This is a genomic window from Bremerella cremea, from assembly GCF_003335505.1.
GTDB lineage: Bacteria > Planctomycetota > Planctomycetia > Pirellulales > Pirellulaceae > Bremerella > Bremerella cremea_A.
The window spans coordinates 15,844-30,715 of record NZ_QPEX01000046.1 but is presented as its reverse complement, the minus strand read 5'-3'; the positions used below and the strand labels follow the sequence as shown (position 1 = coordinate 30,715).

At 53.1% G+C, this 14,872-nt stretch carries 24 protein-coding genes; 23 read left to right on the top strand and 1 reads right to left on the bottom strand.

Annotated features, from left to right (window positions below; translation table 11 throughout):
• The first annotated feature begins 31 nt into the window (after positions 1-31).
• Together rpsG and fusA are read left to right on the top strand one after the other, a co-directional pair.
• A complete protein-coding gene (rpsG, locus tag DTL42_RS23875) occupies positions 32-502 on the top strand; it encodes a 30S ribosomal protein S7 (RefSeq protein ID WP_114373042.1) in 471 nt (156 codons plus the stop codon).
• Between the two features lie 181 nt (positions 503-683).
• The gene (gene fusA / locus DTL42_RS23870) at positions 684-2,762 is read left to right on the top strand and encodes an elongation factor G (RefSeq protein WP_114373040.1); all 2,079 of its coding nucleotides are present in this window, start codon (positions 684-686) and stop codon (positions 2,760-2,762) included.
• A 26-nt stretch (positions 2,763-2,788) separates the two neighbouring features.
• Here fusA and DTL42_RS26115 read toward each other — a convergent pair whose 3' ends face one another.
• On the bottom strand, positions 2,789-3,004 hold the full coding sequence (locus DTL42_RS26115) for a hypothetical protein (protein ID WP_147274423.1): 216 nt from the start codon (positions 3,002-3,004) through the stop codon (positions 2,789-2,791).
• A gap of 363 nt (positions 3,005-3,367) precedes the next feature.
• Here DTL42_RS26115 and rpsJ point away from each other — a divergent pair, with 363 nt between their 5' ends.
• From rpsJ to secY, 21 genes are all read left to right on the top strand, one after another.
• A complete protein-coding gene (rpsJ, locus tag DTL42_RS23865; RefSeq protein WP_147274422.1) occupies positions 3,368-3,685 on the top strand; it encodes a 30S ribosomal protein S10 in 318 nt (105 codons plus the stop codon).
• A gap of 148 nt (positions 3,686-3,833) precedes the next feature.
• Positions 3,834-4,490 carry a 50S ribosomal protein L3 gene (gene rplC, locus DTL42_RS23860; protein ID WP_234824371.1) on the top strand — a complete coding sequence of 219 codons (657 nt, stop codon included), beginning with the start codon at positions 3,834-3,836 and terminating at the stop codon, positions 4,488-4,490.
• Positions 4,491-4,525: 35 nt separating this feature from the next.
• Positions 4,526-5,158 carry a 50S ribosomal protein L4 gene (gene rplD / locus DTL42_RS23855; protein ID WP_114373034.1) on the top strand — a complete coding sequence of 211 codons (633 nt, stop codon included), beginning with the start codon at positions 4,526-4,528 and terminating at the stop codon, positions 5,156-5,158.
• Positions 5,159-5,224: 66 nt separating this feature from the next.
• Positions 5,225-5,551, top strand: a complete 327-nt coding sequence (rplW, locus tag DTL42_RS23850; protein WP_114373032.1) for a 50S ribosomal protein L23 — start codon at positions 5,225-5,227, stop codon at positions 5,549-5,551.
• A 52-nt stretch (positions 5,552-5,603) separates the two neighbouring features.
• Entirely contained in the window at positions 5,604-6,464 is an 861-nt protein-coding gene (gene rplB, locus DTL42_RS23845; protein WP_114373029.1) for a 50S ribosomal protein L2, read from the top strand.
• A 49-nt stretch (positions 6,465-6,513) separates the two neighbouring features.
• Positions 6,514-6,786, top strand: a complete 273-nt coding sequence (gene rpsS / locus DTL42_RS23840) for a 30S ribosomal protein S19 (RefSeq protein WP_105356420.1) — start codon at positions 6,514-6,516, stop codon at positions 6,784-6,786.
• A gap of 85 nt (positions 6,787-6,871) precedes the next feature.
• On the top strand, positions 6,872-7,222 hold the full coding sequence (gene rplV / locus DTL42_RS23835) for a 50S ribosomal protein L22 (protein ID WP_105330860.1): 351 nt from the start codon (positions 6,872-6,874) through the stop codon (positions 7,220-7,222).
• 45 nt (positions 7,223-7,267) lie between these two features.
• Entirely contained in the window at positions 7,268-7,990 is a 723-nt protein-coding gene (gene rpsC, locus DTL42_RS23830) for a 30S ribosomal protein S3 (RefSeq protein WP_114373026.1), read from the top strand.
• Entirely contained in the window at positions 7,950-8,369 is a 420-nt protein-coding gene (gene rplP / locus DTL42_RS23825) for a 50S ribosomal protein L16 (RefSeq protein ID WP_261341569.1), read from the top strand. The genes rpsC and rplP overlap by 41 nt, the downstream gene beginning before the upstream one ends.
• Positions 8,370-8,436: 67 nt before the next feature.
• Positions 8,437-8,637: a 50S ribosomal protein L29 gene (gene rpmC / locus DTL42_RS23820; protein WP_114373024.1), complete on the top strand. Its 201-nt coding sequence runs from the start codon at positions 8,437-8,439 to the stop codon at positions 8,635-8,637.
• 32 nt (positions 8,638-8,669) lie between these two features.
• The gene (rpsQ, locus tag DTL42_RS23815; RefSeq protein WP_114373022.1) at positions 8,670-8,984 is read left to right on the top strand and encodes a 30S ribosomal protein S17; all 315 of its coding nucleotides are present in this window, start codon (positions 8,670-8,672) and stop codon (positions 8,982-8,984) included.
• Between the two features lie 63 nt (positions 8,985-9,047).
• On the top strand, positions 9,048-9,416 hold the full coding sequence (gene rplN, locus DTL42_RS23810) for a 50S ribosomal protein L14 (RefSeq protein ID WP_105330855.1): 369 nt from the start codon (positions 9,048-9,050) through the stop codon (positions 9,414-9,416).
• Positions 9,416-9,751 carry a 50S ribosomal protein L24 gene (gene rplX / locus DTL42_RS23805; RefSeq protein WP_114373020.1) on the top strand — a complete coding sequence of 112 codons (336 nt, stop codon included), beginning with the start codon at positions 9,416-9,418 and terminating at the stop codon, positions 9,749-9,751. Before rplN ends, rplX begins: the two co-directional genes overlap by 1 nt.
• Before the next feature lie 62 nt (positions 9,752-9,813).
• Positions 9,814-10,386, top strand: a complete 573-nt coding sequence (gene rplE / locus DTL42_RS23800; RefSeq protein WP_114373018.1) for a 50S ribosomal protein L5 — start codon at positions 9,814-9,816, stop codon at positions 10,384-10,386.
• A gap of 74 nt (positions 10,387-10,460) precedes the next feature.
• Positions 10,461-10,646, top strand: coding sequence for a type Z 30S ribosomal protein S14 (locus DTL42_RS23795; protein ID WP_114373016.1), 186 nt, complete (start codon positions 10,461-10,463; stop codon positions 10,644-10,646).
• Between the two features lie 16 nt (positions 10,647-10,662).
• Positions 10,663-11,058: a 30S ribosomal protein S8 gene (gene rpsH / locus DTL42_RS23790; RefSeq protein WP_114373014.1), complete on the top strand. Its 396-nt coding sequence runs from the start codon at positions 10,663-10,665 to the stop codon at positions 11,056-11,058.
• 102 nt (positions 11,059-11,160) lie between these two features.
• Complete coding sequence (gene rplF / locus DTL42_RS23785; protein ID WP_114373012.1) at positions 11,161-11,706, top strand: 50S ribosomal protein L6; 546 nt, start codon at positions 11,161-11,163, stop codon at positions 11,704-11,706.
• A 75-nt stretch (positions 11,707-11,781) separates the two neighbouring features.
• Entirely contained in the window at positions 11,782-12,147 is a 366-nt protein-coding gene (rplR, locus tag DTL42_RS23780; protein WP_114373010.1) for a 50S ribosomal protein L18, read from the top strand.
• 79 nt (positions 12,148-12,226) lie between these two features.
• The gene (rpsE, locus tag DTL42_RS23775) at positions 12,227-12,709 is read left to right on the top strand and encodes a 30S ribosomal protein S5 (protein ID WP_114373008.1); all 483 of its coding nucleotides are present in this window, start codon (positions 12,227-12,229) and stop codon (positions 12,707-12,709) included.
• Positions 12,709-13,206 carry a 50S ribosomal protein L15 gene (gene rplO / locus DTL42_RS23770; protein ID WP_114373005.1) on the top strand — a complete coding sequence of 166 codons (498 nt, stop codon included), beginning with the start codon at positions 12,709-12,711 and terminating at the stop codon, positions 13,204-13,206. The genes rpsE and rplO overlap by 1 nt, the downstream gene beginning before the upstream one ends.
• A 168-nt stretch (positions 13,207-13,374) precedes the next feature.
• Entirely contained in the window at positions 13,375-14,760 is a 1,386-nt protein-coding gene (secY, locus tag DTL42_RS23765; RefSeq protein WP_114373003.1) for a preprotein translocase subunit SecY, read from the top strand.
• Positions 14,761-14,872: the final 112 nt, after the last annotated feature.

The window sequence follows — 14,872 nt, the reverse complement described above, 5'->3', positions numbered from 1 at the left end:
AACGAACATAGCGAATAGTTAGTAATCAAAGATGGGTCGAATCACTGCCAGTCGCGAAACGTTGAAGCCAGATCCTCGGTATAAGTCGATCTTGGCCAGCAAGTTTATTAACTGCCTGATGCAGGACGGCAAGAAAACGACCGCCCAGGAAGTTTTTTACGGTGCCATGGACGAGCTGAAGAAGCGCGTCCCAGATGAAGAGCCAATTGATGTCTTCACGCAAGCCGTCGAAAACGTGAAGCCGCACGTCGAAGTTCGCTCGAAGCGAGTCGGTGGTGCTGCTTATCAGGTGCCTATGCAGGTCAATCGCACACGTCAACAGTCGTTGGCGATTCGCTGGCTGTTATTGGCCGTTCGCGAAAAGAAGGGGCGTCCTGCTCACTTGAAGTTGGCAGATGAACTGTATTCTGCTTACAACCGTGAAGGCACTGCCTATACCCGTCGTGAAAACGTTCATCGTATGGCGGACGCGAATAAGGCCTTCTCGCACTTCGCCTGGTAAGACTGAATTTCAAAAGCCGTACTTCGAATAAGTGCGGCTTTTTTTATGCGCGCACCGCAGTGGGTAGAGGTATCTCGTCAGGCAGCATGGCTAGAGCGTAAAATACGCACTTGCATGTTCTTAATTGATTTTGATTTGAGAAGTAGGAAGGGTTCAGCTCTTTGGGCTGGCAGCAGAATTTATGTCGCGTAAGCTCGAAAGCATTCGGAATATTGGCGTGATTGCCCATATCGACGCCGGGAAAACTACCGTTACCGAGCGAATGCTCTTTTATAGCGGGACTTCACACCGTGTGGGGGAGGTCGATAAGGGGACCACGACGACCGACTTCGACCCGGAAGAAGCGGAGCGTGGTATTACGATTTACTCCGCGTGCGTGACCTTCCCATGGAAGGACTACACGGTCAATCTGATCGATACCCCGGGTCACGTTGACTTTACGGCCGAGGTCGAACGTTGTTTGCGCGTTCTGGATGGTGGTGTGGTCGTCTTTAGTGCCCGAGAAGGGGTTGAAGCGCAAAGTGAAACCGTTTGGCGTCAAGCCAACCGCTACAAGGTTCCTCGCATCGCGTTCATCAACAAGATGGATCGTGAAGGGGCCGATTTTGAAGCCGTTCTGGCTGAAGTTGAGCGGCGTCTGAAGGCAAGCCCGGTTCCGATTCAAATTCCGGTTGGAGCTGGCCCACCGCATGTGAAAGATGCGTTTCGTGGCGTGATCGATCTGATTGAAATGAAGATGCTGCACTTCGGCGAGGGAGATGGAGATCGCACGGTTGAAGTGCTTGACATCCCGGAAGATTACCTCGACAAGGCACAGCAGTATCGCGAGAACTTACTCGAAAAGCTGTACGATCTCAGCAACGAATTGATGGAGCTAAGCCTCTCGGAAGAGCCGATTCCGCCTAAATTGATTCGCGAAGTCTTGCGCGAAGGCACGCTCACCCATAAGTTGCAGCCACTATTGTGTGGTTCGGCCCTCGATGGAATCGGAGTTCAGCCGATCCTGGATGCGGTTACTTATTACCTGCCGAGCCCGAAGGATGTTCCGCCAGTGGTTGGTGTCAATCCGGCGAAGAAAAACCAGGAGGAAAAGCGCTCGCCAGATCCTAGTGAGCCGTTTTGTGGCTTGGTGTTCAAGGTGCTGCCAGCGAAACACGGCGATATGACCTGGGTGCGTGTTTATTCGGGCGAGCTGAAGCCAAATTCGCGTCTGCTCAACCCAGGCCGCGATGTTAAAGAGAACTGTGCCCAGTTGTGGCATATTCAGGCCTCACGTAAAGAGCAGGTTGATCACGTTGGATGTGGCGACATTGTGGGCATCATAGGTTTGCGCCATTCGGTGACAGGTGACACGCTTTGCGATACGCGAAATCCCATTTTGCTCGAGTCGATTAACTTTCCCGAGACGGTCATCGGGATGGCGATCGAGCCAGAGTCGTCTGCCGATCGGGATAAGCTCTCGGAAACTTTGGCGATGATGCGTCGGCAAGATCCAACGTTTGATGCGATTGAAAACAAGGATACCGGCCAGACAATCATTAGCGGGATGGGCGAATTGCATCTCGAAGTGATTCGTCACAAGTTGCTACGCGATTTCAAGCTGAACGTGAAAGTGCATAAGCCGCGGGTTAGCTACCGGGAAACCGTGGGTAAGTCTGCCAAGGTGACCGGCGAATGTCATCGCATTATTCAGGGGCAGCAGTTGTTTGCTAAGCTGCAGCTGCAGGTCGAGCATGTCCCGAATCAGCAGCCATCGGTGATGGTTATTTCCAAATGTCCGCCCGACCAGGTTCCCTTCGATCTTGTTGAAGCGGCGATGGAAGAGTTGCGAAGCCGGAGTGTCGGTGGTGGCATTATTGGGGGATTCCCTTTGGCGGACCTCAAGATCACGATTCTCGGTGCTGAGGCGGCTGAGGTTGGCTCGACCGAGACGGCTTTCGCAATTGCTGCTGGCGATGCGTTCGAGAAAGGGCTGGAAGCGGCCGTGCCAACCTTGCTCGAACCGATCATGAAGCTGACGATCACAACCCCGGAAGAGTACATGGGGGATTTTGTGGGGGATATCATGAAGCGGCGTGGCGAGATCGCGAAGACCGAAAACCGTTCAGGCGATGCGATTATCGTGGCACATGCCCCGCTGGCCGAGCTGTTTGGGTATTCCAGTGCCATGCGAAGCCTTAGTCAGGGGCGGGCTTCCAGTAGCATGGAGCCACTCAAGTATGCTCCTGCCCCGCCTGAGATGATCAAGCAGTTTATGTAACTTGCCTCGCTTTCCAGGCCTGCTTGTTAGTTGTCGCGGCGTCGGCGGCGAGTAGGTGGTTGGTCGCCGTTGATGAAGTCGGTTAGGTCGAGGCAGAAGTCAAGCAGTAATCGGATGGCTTGATAGGCTAGAAACGCCCCGACCGCGGAAGGGGCGGCGATCTCCAGGGCAAGACAGGCGGCGGAAATCGCAATGAAAGCCGACCTAAGGGATAGCTGAAGTCGGATAGGGCGATGAGTCACCGGCGTACTCTGCTTTGTGGTTGGCGTGTCGTATTGCGACCTGATGAGTGGTTTATAGGCGAGGTGAATAGGACGCTCAAGTAGAATCTGACGAATCGGGGCCAGTTTAGGCAGGGGATGGAGCGAAAAGCGGGTGCCCGTACAAAGCCAGATGAGCGAAGTTTCCTACGGGAAATCACGGCATTTTAAGCAATTCGAGATAGGTATTCGAAAAAGGTTCGAAATAAGAACCGGAGCCCATTGACGAAGTGGCCTGCGATTTTTAATATCATCTGTTTCCCGCAGAGCTCAAAGAGCGACTAGGGAGCGAAAAGAAATTTACTAGCCCGGTTTGCCGGGAAGAAGTTTATAGGGATCAGCAACGTGGCGAAAGAAGTTATTCGCATTCGGATGGAAGCTTACGATCACTCGATCTTGGATCAGAGTGCTCTCGATATCGTCGACACGGCGAAGCGGACCCATTCGGAAGTGCATGGTCCCATTCCGTTGCCGACTCGCATTGAGCGATACACCGTTCTGTCGGGCCCGCATATCGATAAGAAGGCACGTCAGCAGTTTGAGGTTCGGACGCACAAGCGTCTGATCGATATCGTTCAGGCGACCGCCAAGACGATTGAATCGCTCAACAAGCTGAACTTGCCAGCTGGTGTCGATATCAAGATCAAGGCAACGACTCGATAGTTTTCATTTTTCACAGCTCGTTTTTAAGAGTCTCTGAATGGCTGGAAGCTTCGGTTGGTAATTAGCCAGGTGGCTAATCCGGCGAAGCGAGCAACAGACTACAAGGCGACGAATCATGGCAAAAGGCATACTCGGCCGAAAGGTCGGGATGACCCAGATCTATACAGAGTCTGGGGAAGTAATCCCGGTAACGGTCGTTCAAGCAGGCCCGTGTCACGTGCTTCAGGTGCGAACCTTGGAGCGTGATGGTTACGAGGCAGTTCAGGTTGGATATGGGGATAAGCCTCGCCGTTTGGCGATTCGTAGCGAGCGTGGTCATGTTGCTCCTCTCTCGAGCAAGCGATCTAAGAAGTTGGCTGCTGCAGGCGGCGAAGCTTCCGCTAAAGCAGGCTGTGAGCCAAAGCGATTTATTCGCGAATTTCGTGGTTCGACGGAAGGTTTTGAAGTCGGTCAAGAAATTGGAATTGGTGTTCTCGCCGAGACTGTCCGCGTCGATGTGATCGCCACCAGCCGTGGTCGTGGTTATGCCGGTGTGATGAAGCGGCATAACTTCGCCGGTCAGCGTGCAACGCACGGTGTGAAGAAGGTTCATCGTCATTCAGGCGGTACCGGTTGCAGTGCTTACCCAAGCCGTACTTTCAAAGGCTTGAAGATGAGCGGCCAGTATGGCAACGCCAAGGTCACCACTCGTAATTTGAAGGTGGTCAAGGTTGACGAAGAAAACGGCGTGCTGCTTTTGAATGGTGCCGTGCCTGGCCCCAACGGTGGTTACGTGATCATCCGTGAAACCAACATGGTTCGCTAAGGTATCCATCGCGCCTCGCGTGAAAGAATATTCCCATGGTGAGTTTGCCCATATTTGACAAGAGCGGAAAGGAAGTCGGCAAGTACGAGCTTGATCCGGCTGAAATCGCTCCGTCGATTAACAAGCAGTTGCTGCACGATGCCGTCGTGATGTACCAGGCGAATCTTCGCCAAGGTACTCACCGTACCAAGACACGTGCCGAAGTAGCTGGTTCGACAAAGAAGATGTATCGCCAAAAGGGTACCGGTAACGCACGTGCCGGTTCCAAGCGAAGCGGTGTTCGCCGTGGTGGTGGTCATATCTTCGCGATTCGTCCTCGTGACTATTCGTATCGCTTGAATAAGAAGGCGTTGAAGATTGCCACTCGCATGGCCATCGCCAGTAAGATTCAAGGAGAACAAGTAGTTGTTGTGGATGATTTCGCTCAAAGTGAAATCAAGACGAAGAATGTTGCCGGTGCCCTGAAAGCTATGGGCGTTTACGGCCAGAAGGTTGCGATCGCACTCGATAAGTACGATCCGATTTTCTATCGCAGTGCTCGCAACATTGAAGGTGTTTCGGTCAGTCCAGTTACTGAACTCAACGCTTACACGGTACTTCGCCCACGCAAGCTCGTCATTACCAAGGCTGCTCTCGATAGCCTGCGTAATGGCTCGAAGAGTGAGTAGTTGCTGCCGTAGTTTGAAGCTTTAGCAGTCATCAAATCAACCTGAAATAGCGACAGAGGTGCCAACATGGCACGGCCATACTTCAAGATAAGCGAAGATACACCGAACCGCACGCTCGAATCCCACCAGGTGATTCTGCGACCGCTGGTCACTGAAAAAGGTGTTCAAGCTTCGGAAGATTTGAATCAATACACGTTCGAGATCGCGCCGGTTGCCACCAAGTTGGATGTCCGCCGGGCGATTGAAGAGTTGTTCGACGTCAAAGTTGCCAGCGTGAAGACGCAATCGCGGAAGGGCAAGGCTCGCCGTTATCGTTTTCGCAACGGAAAGACCCGAAATTGGAAGAAGGCCATCGTTACTTTGGCTGAAGATCAAAAGATCGACTTCTATTAATCGGTGCGGTCCGTTCCTTAGCTGCGACACGTAATAGATTACGAGACGAATCATGGGTATCCGAAAATACAAGCCGACTTCAGCTGGGCGTCGTAACGCCTCGGTCAGCGACTTCAAGGAGTTGACCAAGGGTGCGAAGCCTGAGAAGGCGTTGCTCCGCAAGCTTACCAAGACTGGTGGCCGTAATAATCAAGGCAAGATTACGGTTCGTCATCGTGGTGGCGGCCACAAACGCCGCTTCCGCGTGATCGATTTCCGTCGAGCCAAGGATGGTGTGCCGGCATTGGTGGCTTCGGTTCAGTACGATCCAAACCGCAGTGCTCGTATCGCTCTGTTGAACTATTTCGACGGTGAAAAGCGATACATCCTGTGTCCTGATGGTTTGAAGGCCGGCGACAAGGTTCAAAGTGGTCCGGAGGCCGCACCTTCGGTTGGCAACTGCTTGCCCCTGAAGAATATCCCCGCCGGTACAACCGTTCATAATATTGAAATGATTCCCGGTCGCGGCGGTGCAATGTGCCGCAGTGCTGGTAGCTCGGCTACGTTGATGGCTTGCGAAGCCGATTGGGCTCAGTTGTCTCTACCATCCGGCGAAATTCGCCGTGTGTCGAGTCGCTGCCGAGCCACTGTTGGTCGCGTTAGCAATCCTGATCACGAGAAGGTGGTCTTGGGTAAAGCTGGCCGTAAGCGTTGGCTGGGTCGTCGTCCACATGTTCGTGGTACCGCGATGAACCCGATCGATCACCCGCACGGTGGTGGTGAAGGTCGTACCAAGGGTGGTCGCCATCCGGTGACCCCGCAAGGTAAGCCGACCAAGGGTGGTGCAACGCGTCATCGCAAGAAGGCTTCGAACCGCTCGATCGTTCGCCGACGTCGTTCGCGTCGCTACGGTCTGCTTAAGTTGTTGAAGTAAGAACCCCAGCACACCAGGCCGCGATAAGCGATCCTAGAGGTTTTCGAGAATGAGCCGATCCCTGAAAAAAGGGCCGTACGTCGACCCTAACGTTTACAAGAAGGTTGCCCAGCAAGAAGAAGCTGGCACCAAAGATCCGATTAAGACCTGGGCACGTGCCTGCACGATCATTCCAGAATTTGTCGGTCATACCTTCATGGTCCACAACGGTAAGGCCCATTTGAAGGTGTATGTCACCGAAGACATGGTCGGTCACAAGTTAGGCGAGTTTTCGCCAACGCGGACTTTCCGTGGTCACGGTGCTGACAAGAAGAAGAAATAACGCATACCGATTGGCATACGCAGCGTCGCTGCCCACGGCATGTCGGGCTTGACCTGACGCTCGTGGTTCGAGGAGTTGATCAACCATGTTCAAAGCGACCCACCGACTGGCACGCATCAGCCCGAGAAAGGTGCGCCCGCTAGCCGATTTGGTGCGTGGCAAACTTGCAGACGAGGCACTGGATATCCTTCGATACCAGCCGCATCGAGGTGCCCGTTTGCTGGAAGATGTCATTAAGAGTGCGATCGGCAACTCGCAAGATTCGGAGCAAAACGAAGGACGCACTGCTAACCAGGGCGCACTGTTTGTTGCCGAAGCTCGCGTGGACGGCGGTCCGATTATTAAGCGATTCCGCCCAAGAGCTCGCGGAAGTGCTTTCCCGATTTTGAAGCGGACCTGTCACATTCACGTCACCCTGGAGGAACTCCAAGGCTAAGCTGTGCCCCTGCGGCCAGCCCTGTCTTCGAGACGAGAGACAAGCATGGGACAAAAAGTTAATCCAATTGCGTTTCGTACCGGTGTGATGATCGGGTGGAAAAGCAAATGGTTTGCGTCGAAGCGTGATTTTCCGGGCCTTTTGTTGGAAGACAAGAAGATCCGGGGCTTCATCCAAAAGCATCCTGATCAACGCATTCGTCAGAAGTACCGCAACGCTGGTATCGACAAGATTGAAATCGAACGAACGCGTGACGAAGTTCGCGTGACTATGTTCGTTGCCCGGCCTGGTCTGATCATTGGTCAGAAGGGTCAGGAAGTCGAGAAGTTGCAGGAAGAACTCCAAAATTTGGTTGGCCGCCGTATCAACCTGAAGGTTGAAGAAGTCGGTCGTCCAGAGCTTCGAGCTCAGCTGGTCGCGGAAGATATTGCGGACCAGTTGGCCAAGCGTGCCAGCTTCCGTCGCACGATGAAGCGTGCGATCGAAAGCACCATGGAGGCCGGTGCCCGAGGCATCAAAATCCAAATGGCTGGTCGTCTTGGTGGTGCGGAAATGGCTCGCCGAGAAAAACAAATTGAAGGATCGATTCCTTTGAGCACCTTGCGAGCGAAGATCGATTACGGCTTCACCGAAGCACGTACACCGCAGGGCCACATCGGGGTTCAGGTCTGGATTAATAACGGTTTTTACGAAGGGGACGACTCCGATGGCTATGATGCCCAGGCGAGTGAAGCACCGAAAAAGCCAAAGAAGACGTATAAAAGGTAACGCCACTCGTGGCAATACCGTCGTCCTCGGCGATTTTGGACTTCAATCCACACAAGCGGGTCACATCACCGCTCAGACGATCGAAGCGGGTCGTATTGCTGCTCAGCAGTATGTCCGTGGTATCGGTAAGTTGTACATCCGGATTTTCCCCCACAAGTCAGTAACGGCTCGCCCGTTGGAGACTCGTATGGGTAAGGGTAAAGGTGAGCCTGACCGTTGGGTTGCCACCGTGAAACCCGGAACCGTGATGTACGAATTAAAGGGTGTAACCGAACAGCAGGCAAAGATTTGCTTTGCTCGTTTGGCACACAAGATGCCGGTTCGATGCCGCTTCGTACGACGTCGACCCGACCTGGAAACAACCGAGGCGTCGGCTTAATAGCCTGGTGCCGAAGATGGTTAGCGGCGTATAGCCCGCGAATTCAACGTGGATAGGCGATAGAGCGATGAAAGCAAGTGAATTGCGAGAAATGAGCGACGACCAGCTCCAGGCAAACCTGAACAATGCCATGGAAACGCTGTTTCGTTTGCGAGTTCAATCCCAGACGGAACGTTTGGATGCCCCTAGCGAAGTGGCCAAAAACCGCAAGCTAGTTGCCCGCATCAAGACGATCCAACACGAACGTGCCGCCGCGGCCAGCACCTAAATCAAACGCAGTTTTTAGAGAGATACTCGGCAATGCCCAAGAAAGTATTGGTCGGTCGCGTGACGGGCGACAAGCAAGATAAGACGCGTCGCGTCGAAATCGCCCGCCGAATTCGTCACCCGCTGTACGGCAAGTACTACTCGCGACGAATGGTCTGCCATGTTCACGACGAGAACAATGAGTCGGGACTGGGAGATCGAGTCGAAATTATTGAAAGCCGACCTCGTAGCAAAACGAAGCGTTGGGAATTGGTGCGAATTGTCGAGAAGAGCACCGAAGTCGACGTGGCTGCGTTGAAAGCCGCCCGTGAAGCGGCTGCTCACTTGCAGGAAAATCAAGAAGGCTAAGGCTCCCCGTACATCCGCTAACACTGTTTGACAGTCGTAGCATAGGGTTGGATTTAAGAAGCGATGATTCAACAAGAAACAAGACTGGCCGTCGCCGACAACACCGGAGCGAAGCAAGTCATGTGCATTAAGGTTCTCGGAGGAACGCGAAAGCGTACCGCTGGCCTTGGTGACGTGATTATCTGCTCCGTTAAAGAGGTCGTGCCTGGTGCGGACGTGAAAAAGAAAGCAGTCGTTCGGGCTGTGATCGTTCGCTGCAAGAAATCGACTCGCCGCCCAGACGGAAGCTATATCCGTTTTGATCGTAACGCGGTGGTCCTGATCGATAAAGATAACAATCCGCGTGGCACACGTATTTTCGGTGCTGTTGCCCGTGAACTGCGTGATCGCAAGTTCATGAAGATTGTCAGTTTGGCGAGCGAGGTGGTCTAATGCATATCAAAGTTGACGACACCGTTGAAATCATCACCGGAGCTGACAGCGCTGGCGAACTACGCGGCAAAGTTCTCAAGGTCTTTCCTGATAAGGGTAAGGTCCTCGTTGAAGGTGCCGCGAAAGTTTATAAGCACATCAAGCCCAGCCAACGCAACCCACGCGGCGGTAAGCTTTCGAAGGAAATGCCAATCGACATTTCTAACGTGATGCTGGTTTGCACTGAGTGCAATAAACGCACAAAGACGGGTGCCAAGATCAAAGAGGACGGCAGCAAGGTTCGCTATTGCAAAGCCTGCAATGCCGAAATCGGTACGCTGAGCCCCGCCAAGTAATGCTGCTGAGCGTAGCAGTTCCTAAAACATAGGCGTGAGCCGGTAAACGTTCGAGATAAGCCATGAGCAAACCACGACTTCAAGAACAGTACGAAAATGAAGTGCTTCCGGCGCTGGCCGAAAAGCTAGGTCGTAAGAACCCGATGAATCTGCCGCGTCTGCGTAAGATCGTCGTGAACATGGGTGTCGGTACTGCCGTCACCGAAAAGAAGCATGTTGATGAAGCTGCGGAAGCAATGTCCGAGTTTACCGGTCAGCGACCCCAGATTTGTCGGGCACGCAAGAGCGTTGCTGCTTTTAAGCTTCGCGAAGGCATGCCAATCGGTGTCAAGGTGACCTTGCGTCGCCAACGAATGTACGAGTTCCTGGACCGTTTGGTCTCGCTGGCTTTGCCACAGGTTCGCGACTTTCGTGGTGTGAATCGCAAGAGCTTTGATGGCAACGGTAATTACACGATGGGCTTGACCGAGCAGATGGTGTTTCCGGAATTGAATCCGGATAAGTACACCCGTCAGCAAGGGATGGACATCACGTTTGTCACCAGTGGCGCCACCGATGATGAAGCTCGTGAACTGCTTGCCATGTTAGGCATGCCGTTCCAGCGAGATGAACCGAATAAGAAGAAGACCGCCTAAGCAATTTCGCTGAACGCGGAAAGATATATAACGTTTGTTACCCAGTCGATTCGTTTTCCAGGTAGGAAATCCTCGTGGCAAGCAAGTCAAAAATCGCCAAGGCCAATCGCGAGCCGAAATTTTCGTCTCGGCGTGAGCGTCGCTGCAGTATGTGCGGACGGCCGCGTGCCGTGTATCGGAAGTTCGGTGTCTGCCGTATTTGCATTCGCAACTTGGCGGATCGAGGGCTGATTCCAGGTTTACGCAAGGCGAGTTGGTAAGGGGACCCCAAGTATCATGATGACCGACCCTATCGCCGACATGTTGACCCGCATTCGCAATGCGGTTCGCGTCGAGCACCCACACGTTGAAATGCCCACGTCCAAGGTCAAACGAGGCCTGGCCGACGTGTTGAAACGTGAAGGCTACATTTGGGACTGGGTGGAAACCGACGATCATCCGGTTAAGCAGATCCGTTTGGAACTGAAATACGGCCCTAGTGGGGAACGTGTGATTCAGAATATCAAACGCGTCAGCAAGCCTGGCCGTCGTATTTACTCCAAGTCGACTGACCTCCGTCCAATTTTGAACGGCATGGGCATCTCCGTGATCAGCACCTCAACCGGGGTGATTAGTGATCGCGAAGCTCGCCAGAAAAAGGTTGGTGGTGAAGTTCTGTGCGAAGTTTGGTAAGCCAACGCTTCCCGACAGCACATCGCTTCAGCATTTTACGCTCAAATCATTCGCAGGACAGTCTCCTTCGTAGAGACCCATTGCCTTGATAAGGTTAAGAAAATGTCCCGTTTAGGTAGAAAACCGGTTGCCCTCCCCGAGAAAGTCAATGTCTCGGTAGATGGTCAGACCGTTAACGTGGAAGGCCCTCTGGGCAAGCTTTCGTACACTGCTGATCCCGATATCACGATCGAATTGGCGGAAGACGGTAAGGAAGTTACTGTCTCTCGCAAAAACGACAGCCGCTCGGCCAAAGCAATGCATGGCCTGACTCGTGCTTTGATCTCCAACATGATTGTTGGTGTCGACCAAGGTTACGAAAAGCGACTGGAAGTGGTCGGCGTCGGTTACTTGGCTGCAATTGCCGGTGACGTCCTGCAACTCCGTGTGGGCTTTGCCAACGAAGTGCACAAGAAGATCCCGACGGATCTCGATGTTAAATGCCCCGACCAGACGCACATCGTCGTCAAAGGCATCGACAAACAACGTGTTGGCCAGTTCGCCGCCGAAGTGCGAGCGGTCCGCAAGCCAGAGCCTTACAAAGGCAAGGGCGTGCGATACCAAGGTGAACGCGTGAAGTTGAAGCCTGGTAAGGCCGCTGGTAAGTAGTCAGTAACAATCCACATTCGGTGAAGTCAACGTGTCAGGGCGCTGGCCACAGACACCTACGAGGCTAATAGAGTCGTGAACAAACAAAAATTTATCGCGAAGCAGCGAAAGCGTCGGAGTAATCACGTCCGTCGGAAGGCTCGCGGCAATGCAGAACGCCCTCGGCTAACGATTTTCCGCAGTAACAATCACATTTACTGCCAGATTATCGATGACGAAGCAGGTCGAACCTTGGTGTCGGCCTCCTCGCGAGACAAAGATCTGCGTAGTGATGTATCCGCCGGTAACTGCGAAGCTGCTGCCACCATTGGTAAAGCGATCGCGGAAAAGGCCCTGGCAGCTGGATTGAAGCAGGTGTGCTTCGATCGTGGCCACTTTCGTTACAATGGTCGAGTGGCAGCACTTGCCGCCGCGGCCCGCGAAGGTGGTTTGGACTTCTAAATCGAACAAAAGTACTAACAGCGTTGGGAACTGCTAACTCCGCAAGAGATAGCAACATCCAAACGGGAGAGCCAATACTGTGGCGAAAGATTCTGGCAAGGGCGGATTCGTCGAAAAGGTCGTCAAGATCAAACGCTGTGCTGCCGTGGTCAAAGGTGGTCGTCGTTTCAGCTTTGCTGCGATGGTCGTCATCGGCGATGGTAAGGGACGCGTTGGTTGGGGCTATGGCAAAGCAAACGAAGTGCCGCCTAGTGTCCAAAAGGCCGTTAAGCAAGCCGAACGTAAGATGATTCAAGTTCCTGTGATCGAGGGAAGCATTCCTCACCAGGTCATCGGTCGTTTTGGTGCCGGCCAGGTCATCATGCTTCCCGCTCACCCAGGTACCGGTATCATCGCTGGCGCCTCGGTGCGTGCTGTCTGTGAAGCAGCTGGTCTTCATGACGTGCTTACCAAAAGCTTCGGTTCGACCAATCCTGTCGTTCTGGTGAAAGCCACCATGAACGCGTTGGAACAGTTGCGAACCAAGGATGAAATTCAACGCCTGCGAGGAGTGGCCGTCTAATGAGTTTGCACGAAATCAATTCAGGCGTTCAGAAGAACAAGCGTCGCCAACGGATCGGTCGTGGTACCGGTAGCGGTTGGGGTAAAACTTCTCAGCGTGGTCACAAGGGTGCTCGCAGCCGTGCTGGCTGGTCGAACCGTGCTACCTTCCAAGGTGGTCAGACACCCATCGTACGCCATGTGCCTAAACGCGGTTTTAACAACAAGTGGGCCGTAACGGTTGCTTGTGTCAACATCAAGGACCTCAACGAGTTGTTCAACGATGGTGACACAGTCAATTCCGAAACGCTCCAGGCTAAAGGTCTTTGCAAGCGTCGTTTCGACGAAGTCAAGATCCTTGGCGACGGCGATCTCGGCAAGAAGTTGACTGTGGAAGCTCACCGCTTCAGTGCTTCGGCCAAGGAAAAGATCGAAAAGGCCGGTGGTACCTGCACCACGGTGGTCCGTCGCGTGACCGTCGCGGAAAAGAAGGAACAAGCGAAGCAAGAGAATAGCTAAGTAGCGGCTTAGTTGCAAACCACCGTGCATCTTGCTGCTGGCTGGTCTGGCAGGGGATAGGCAAAATGATGTACATTCTCCTATCCCTGCAGTTCTTACGAATTGCTCCCAATGTCAGGCCTCTCGCAGGGCTTCAATCGGATTAGCCACATCTCAGGTTAGATTGTCATGCTGGAAAAAGTACGCGTCATCTTCACGATTCCTGAACTGCGTCGGAAGATTGGGCTGACAATCTTTCTGCTAGCCGTCTTTCGTATCGGCTCGCAGATTCCTCTGCCGATGATTGACCAGTTAGAGCTGCAAAAGATGTTTGCGCAGCAAGGCAACAGCACGGTCTCGGACTTGCTTCAGCAAGTTTCGGTGTTTAGTGCAAGTGCCCTTAATCAGGTCACCATCTTCGGTTTGGGCATTATGCCCTATATCTCTGCCTCGATTATCTTTCAGCTTCTCGGCACCGTTTGGAAGCCGTTGGAAGAGCTGCAGAAGGAGGGGGAGACAGGTCGGAAGAAGATTAATGAATACACCCGCTACGCAACCGTGGCGTTATGTATAGTACAAAGTTATTTCTATCTAGCCACGATGGCTGCTGTCGGTGAGGATGGAAACAGCATCGTGAACCAGGCGTTCTGGACGTCAAGTGATCCTGCCAACCTCGATAAGAGCCTTTATTGGGGCTGGGCGGTCGTCGCCGTGGCGATCATGACTTGCGGCACCGTTTTCCTGATGTGGCTTGGCGAGCAGATCGACGAGTTTGGCATCGGTAACGGCATCAGTCTCTTGATCATGGCGGGTATTCTCGCTCAAATGCCACCGGCACTGCTTGAGTTGCTTTATAACGCAAAGCCTGAGCTAACAAACTTTGCTACCGGCGAAGTTGGCATCGAACATATTATTGTCTTGACGGTTGTGTTCGTCGGGGTGATTACCGGAGTGGTATTCATCATGCAAGGACAACGCAAGATTCCGATGCAGAGCGCCAAGCATGTTCGTGGTCGCCGAGTCTATGGCGGTACACGACAGTTCCTACCACTGCGAATCAATCAAGCTGGCGTGATGCCGATCATTTTTGCCAGTAGCTTGCTCCTGTTCCCGCAGTTTGTTTTCCAGGCTGCCGGTCGTTATACCAACTGGGCCATCTTTAATAACCTGGCGGATGTCTTTGCTCGTGGGCAAAGCTTTCTCTATGTGGCGTGTTACATCGCGTTGATTTACTTCTTCTGTTACTTCTGGACGGCAATTACCTTCAATCCGAAGGACGTATCTGAGAATCTGAAGAACTTCGGTTCGTTCATTCCTGGCTACCGCCCAGGCCGTCGTACGGAAGAATACTTGGAAAAGGTAATGGTTCGGATAACCTACGTGGGGGCAGGCTTCTTGGCCTTGGTCGCCATTATTCCAACCATTGTTTCCGCTTGGTTGGGGGTTTCTCCTCAGGTGGCCAGCTTCTATGGTGGTACCGGTTTGCTTATCGCCGTGAGCGTGGCATTTGATCTTGTCCAAAAGATCGATAGTCACCTGGTGATGCGAAACTATAAGGGCCTCATTGAAGGCTAACCCAATCGCTCCGGCGGCGCGTTTCACCTTCCGCAACCCACTGGAAGGTGATTTCGATTTTTTGACTTCGGCTGACGTGATCTCCCTAGATTACTGAAGCCCTGCCAAGGCT

Bases quoted from the DNA above. Each gene is read 5' to 3' on its own strand.
- rpsG (WP_114373042.1), top strand. From the start codon at position 32: ATGGGTCGAATCACTGCCAGTCGCGAAACGTTGAAGCCAGATCCTCGG.
- fusA (WP_114373040.1), top strand. From the start codon at position 684: ATGTCGCGTAAGCTCGAAAGCATTCGGAATATTGGCGTGATTGCCCAT.
- rplC (WP_234824371.1), top strand. From the start codon at position 3,834: ATGACCCAGATCTATACAGAGTCTGGGGAAGTAATCCCGGTAACGGTC.
- rplD (WP_114373034.1), top strand. From the start codon at position 4,526: ATGGTGAGTTTGCCCATATTTGACAAGAGCGGAAAGGAAGTCGGCAAG.
- rplW (WP_114373032.1), top strand. From the start codon at position 5,225: ATGGCACGGCCATACTTCAAGATAAGCGAAGATACACCGAACCGCACG.
- rplB (WP_114373029.1), top strand. From the start codon at position 5,604: ATGGGTATCCGAAAATACAAGCCGACTTCAGCTGGGCGTCGTAACGCC.
- rpsS (WP_105356420.1), top strand. From the start codon at position 6,514: ATGAGCCGATCCCTGAAAAAAGGGCCGTACGTCGACCCTAACGTTTAC.
- rplV (WP_105330860.1), top strand. From the start codon at position 6,872: ATGTTCAAAGCGACCCACCGACTGGCACGCATCAGCCCGAGAAAGGTG.
- rpsC (WP_114373026.1), top strand. From the start codon at position 7,268: ATGGGACAAAAAGTTAATCCAATTGCGTTTCGTACCGGTGTGATGATC.
- rpmC (WP_114373024.1), top strand. From the start codon at position 8,437: ATGAAAGCAAGTGAATTGCGAGAAATGAGCGACGACCAGCTCCAGGCA.
- rpsQ (WP_114373022.1), top strand. From the start codon at position 8,670: ATGCCCAAGAAAGTATTGGTCGGTCGCGTGACGGGCGACAAGCAAGAT.
- rplN (WP_105330855.1), top strand. From the start codon at position 9,048: ATGATTCAACAAGAAACAAGACTGGCCGTCGCCGACAACACCGGAGCG.
- rplX (WP_114373020.1), top strand. From the start codon at position 9,416: ATGCATATCAAAGTTGACGACACCGTTGAAATCATCACCGGAGCTGAC.
- rplE (WP_114373018.1), top strand. From the start codon at position 9,814: ATGAGCAAACCACGACTTCAAGAACAGTACGAAAATGAAGTGCTTCCG.
- rpsH (WP_114373014.1), top strand. From the start codon at position 10,663: ATGATGACCGACCCTATCGCCGACATGTTGACCCGCATTCGCAATGCG.
- rplF (WP_114373012.1), top strand. From the start codon at position 11,161: ATGTCCCGTTTAGGTAGAAAACCGGTTGCCCTCCCCGAGAAAGTCAAT.
- rplO (WP_114373005.1), top strand. From the start codon at position 12,709: ATGAGTTTGCACGAAATCAATTCAGGCGTTCAGAAGAACAAGCGTCGC.
- secY (WP_114373003.1), top strand. From the start codon at position 13,375: ATGCTGGAAAAAGTACGCGTCATCTTCACGATTCCTGAACTGCGTCGG.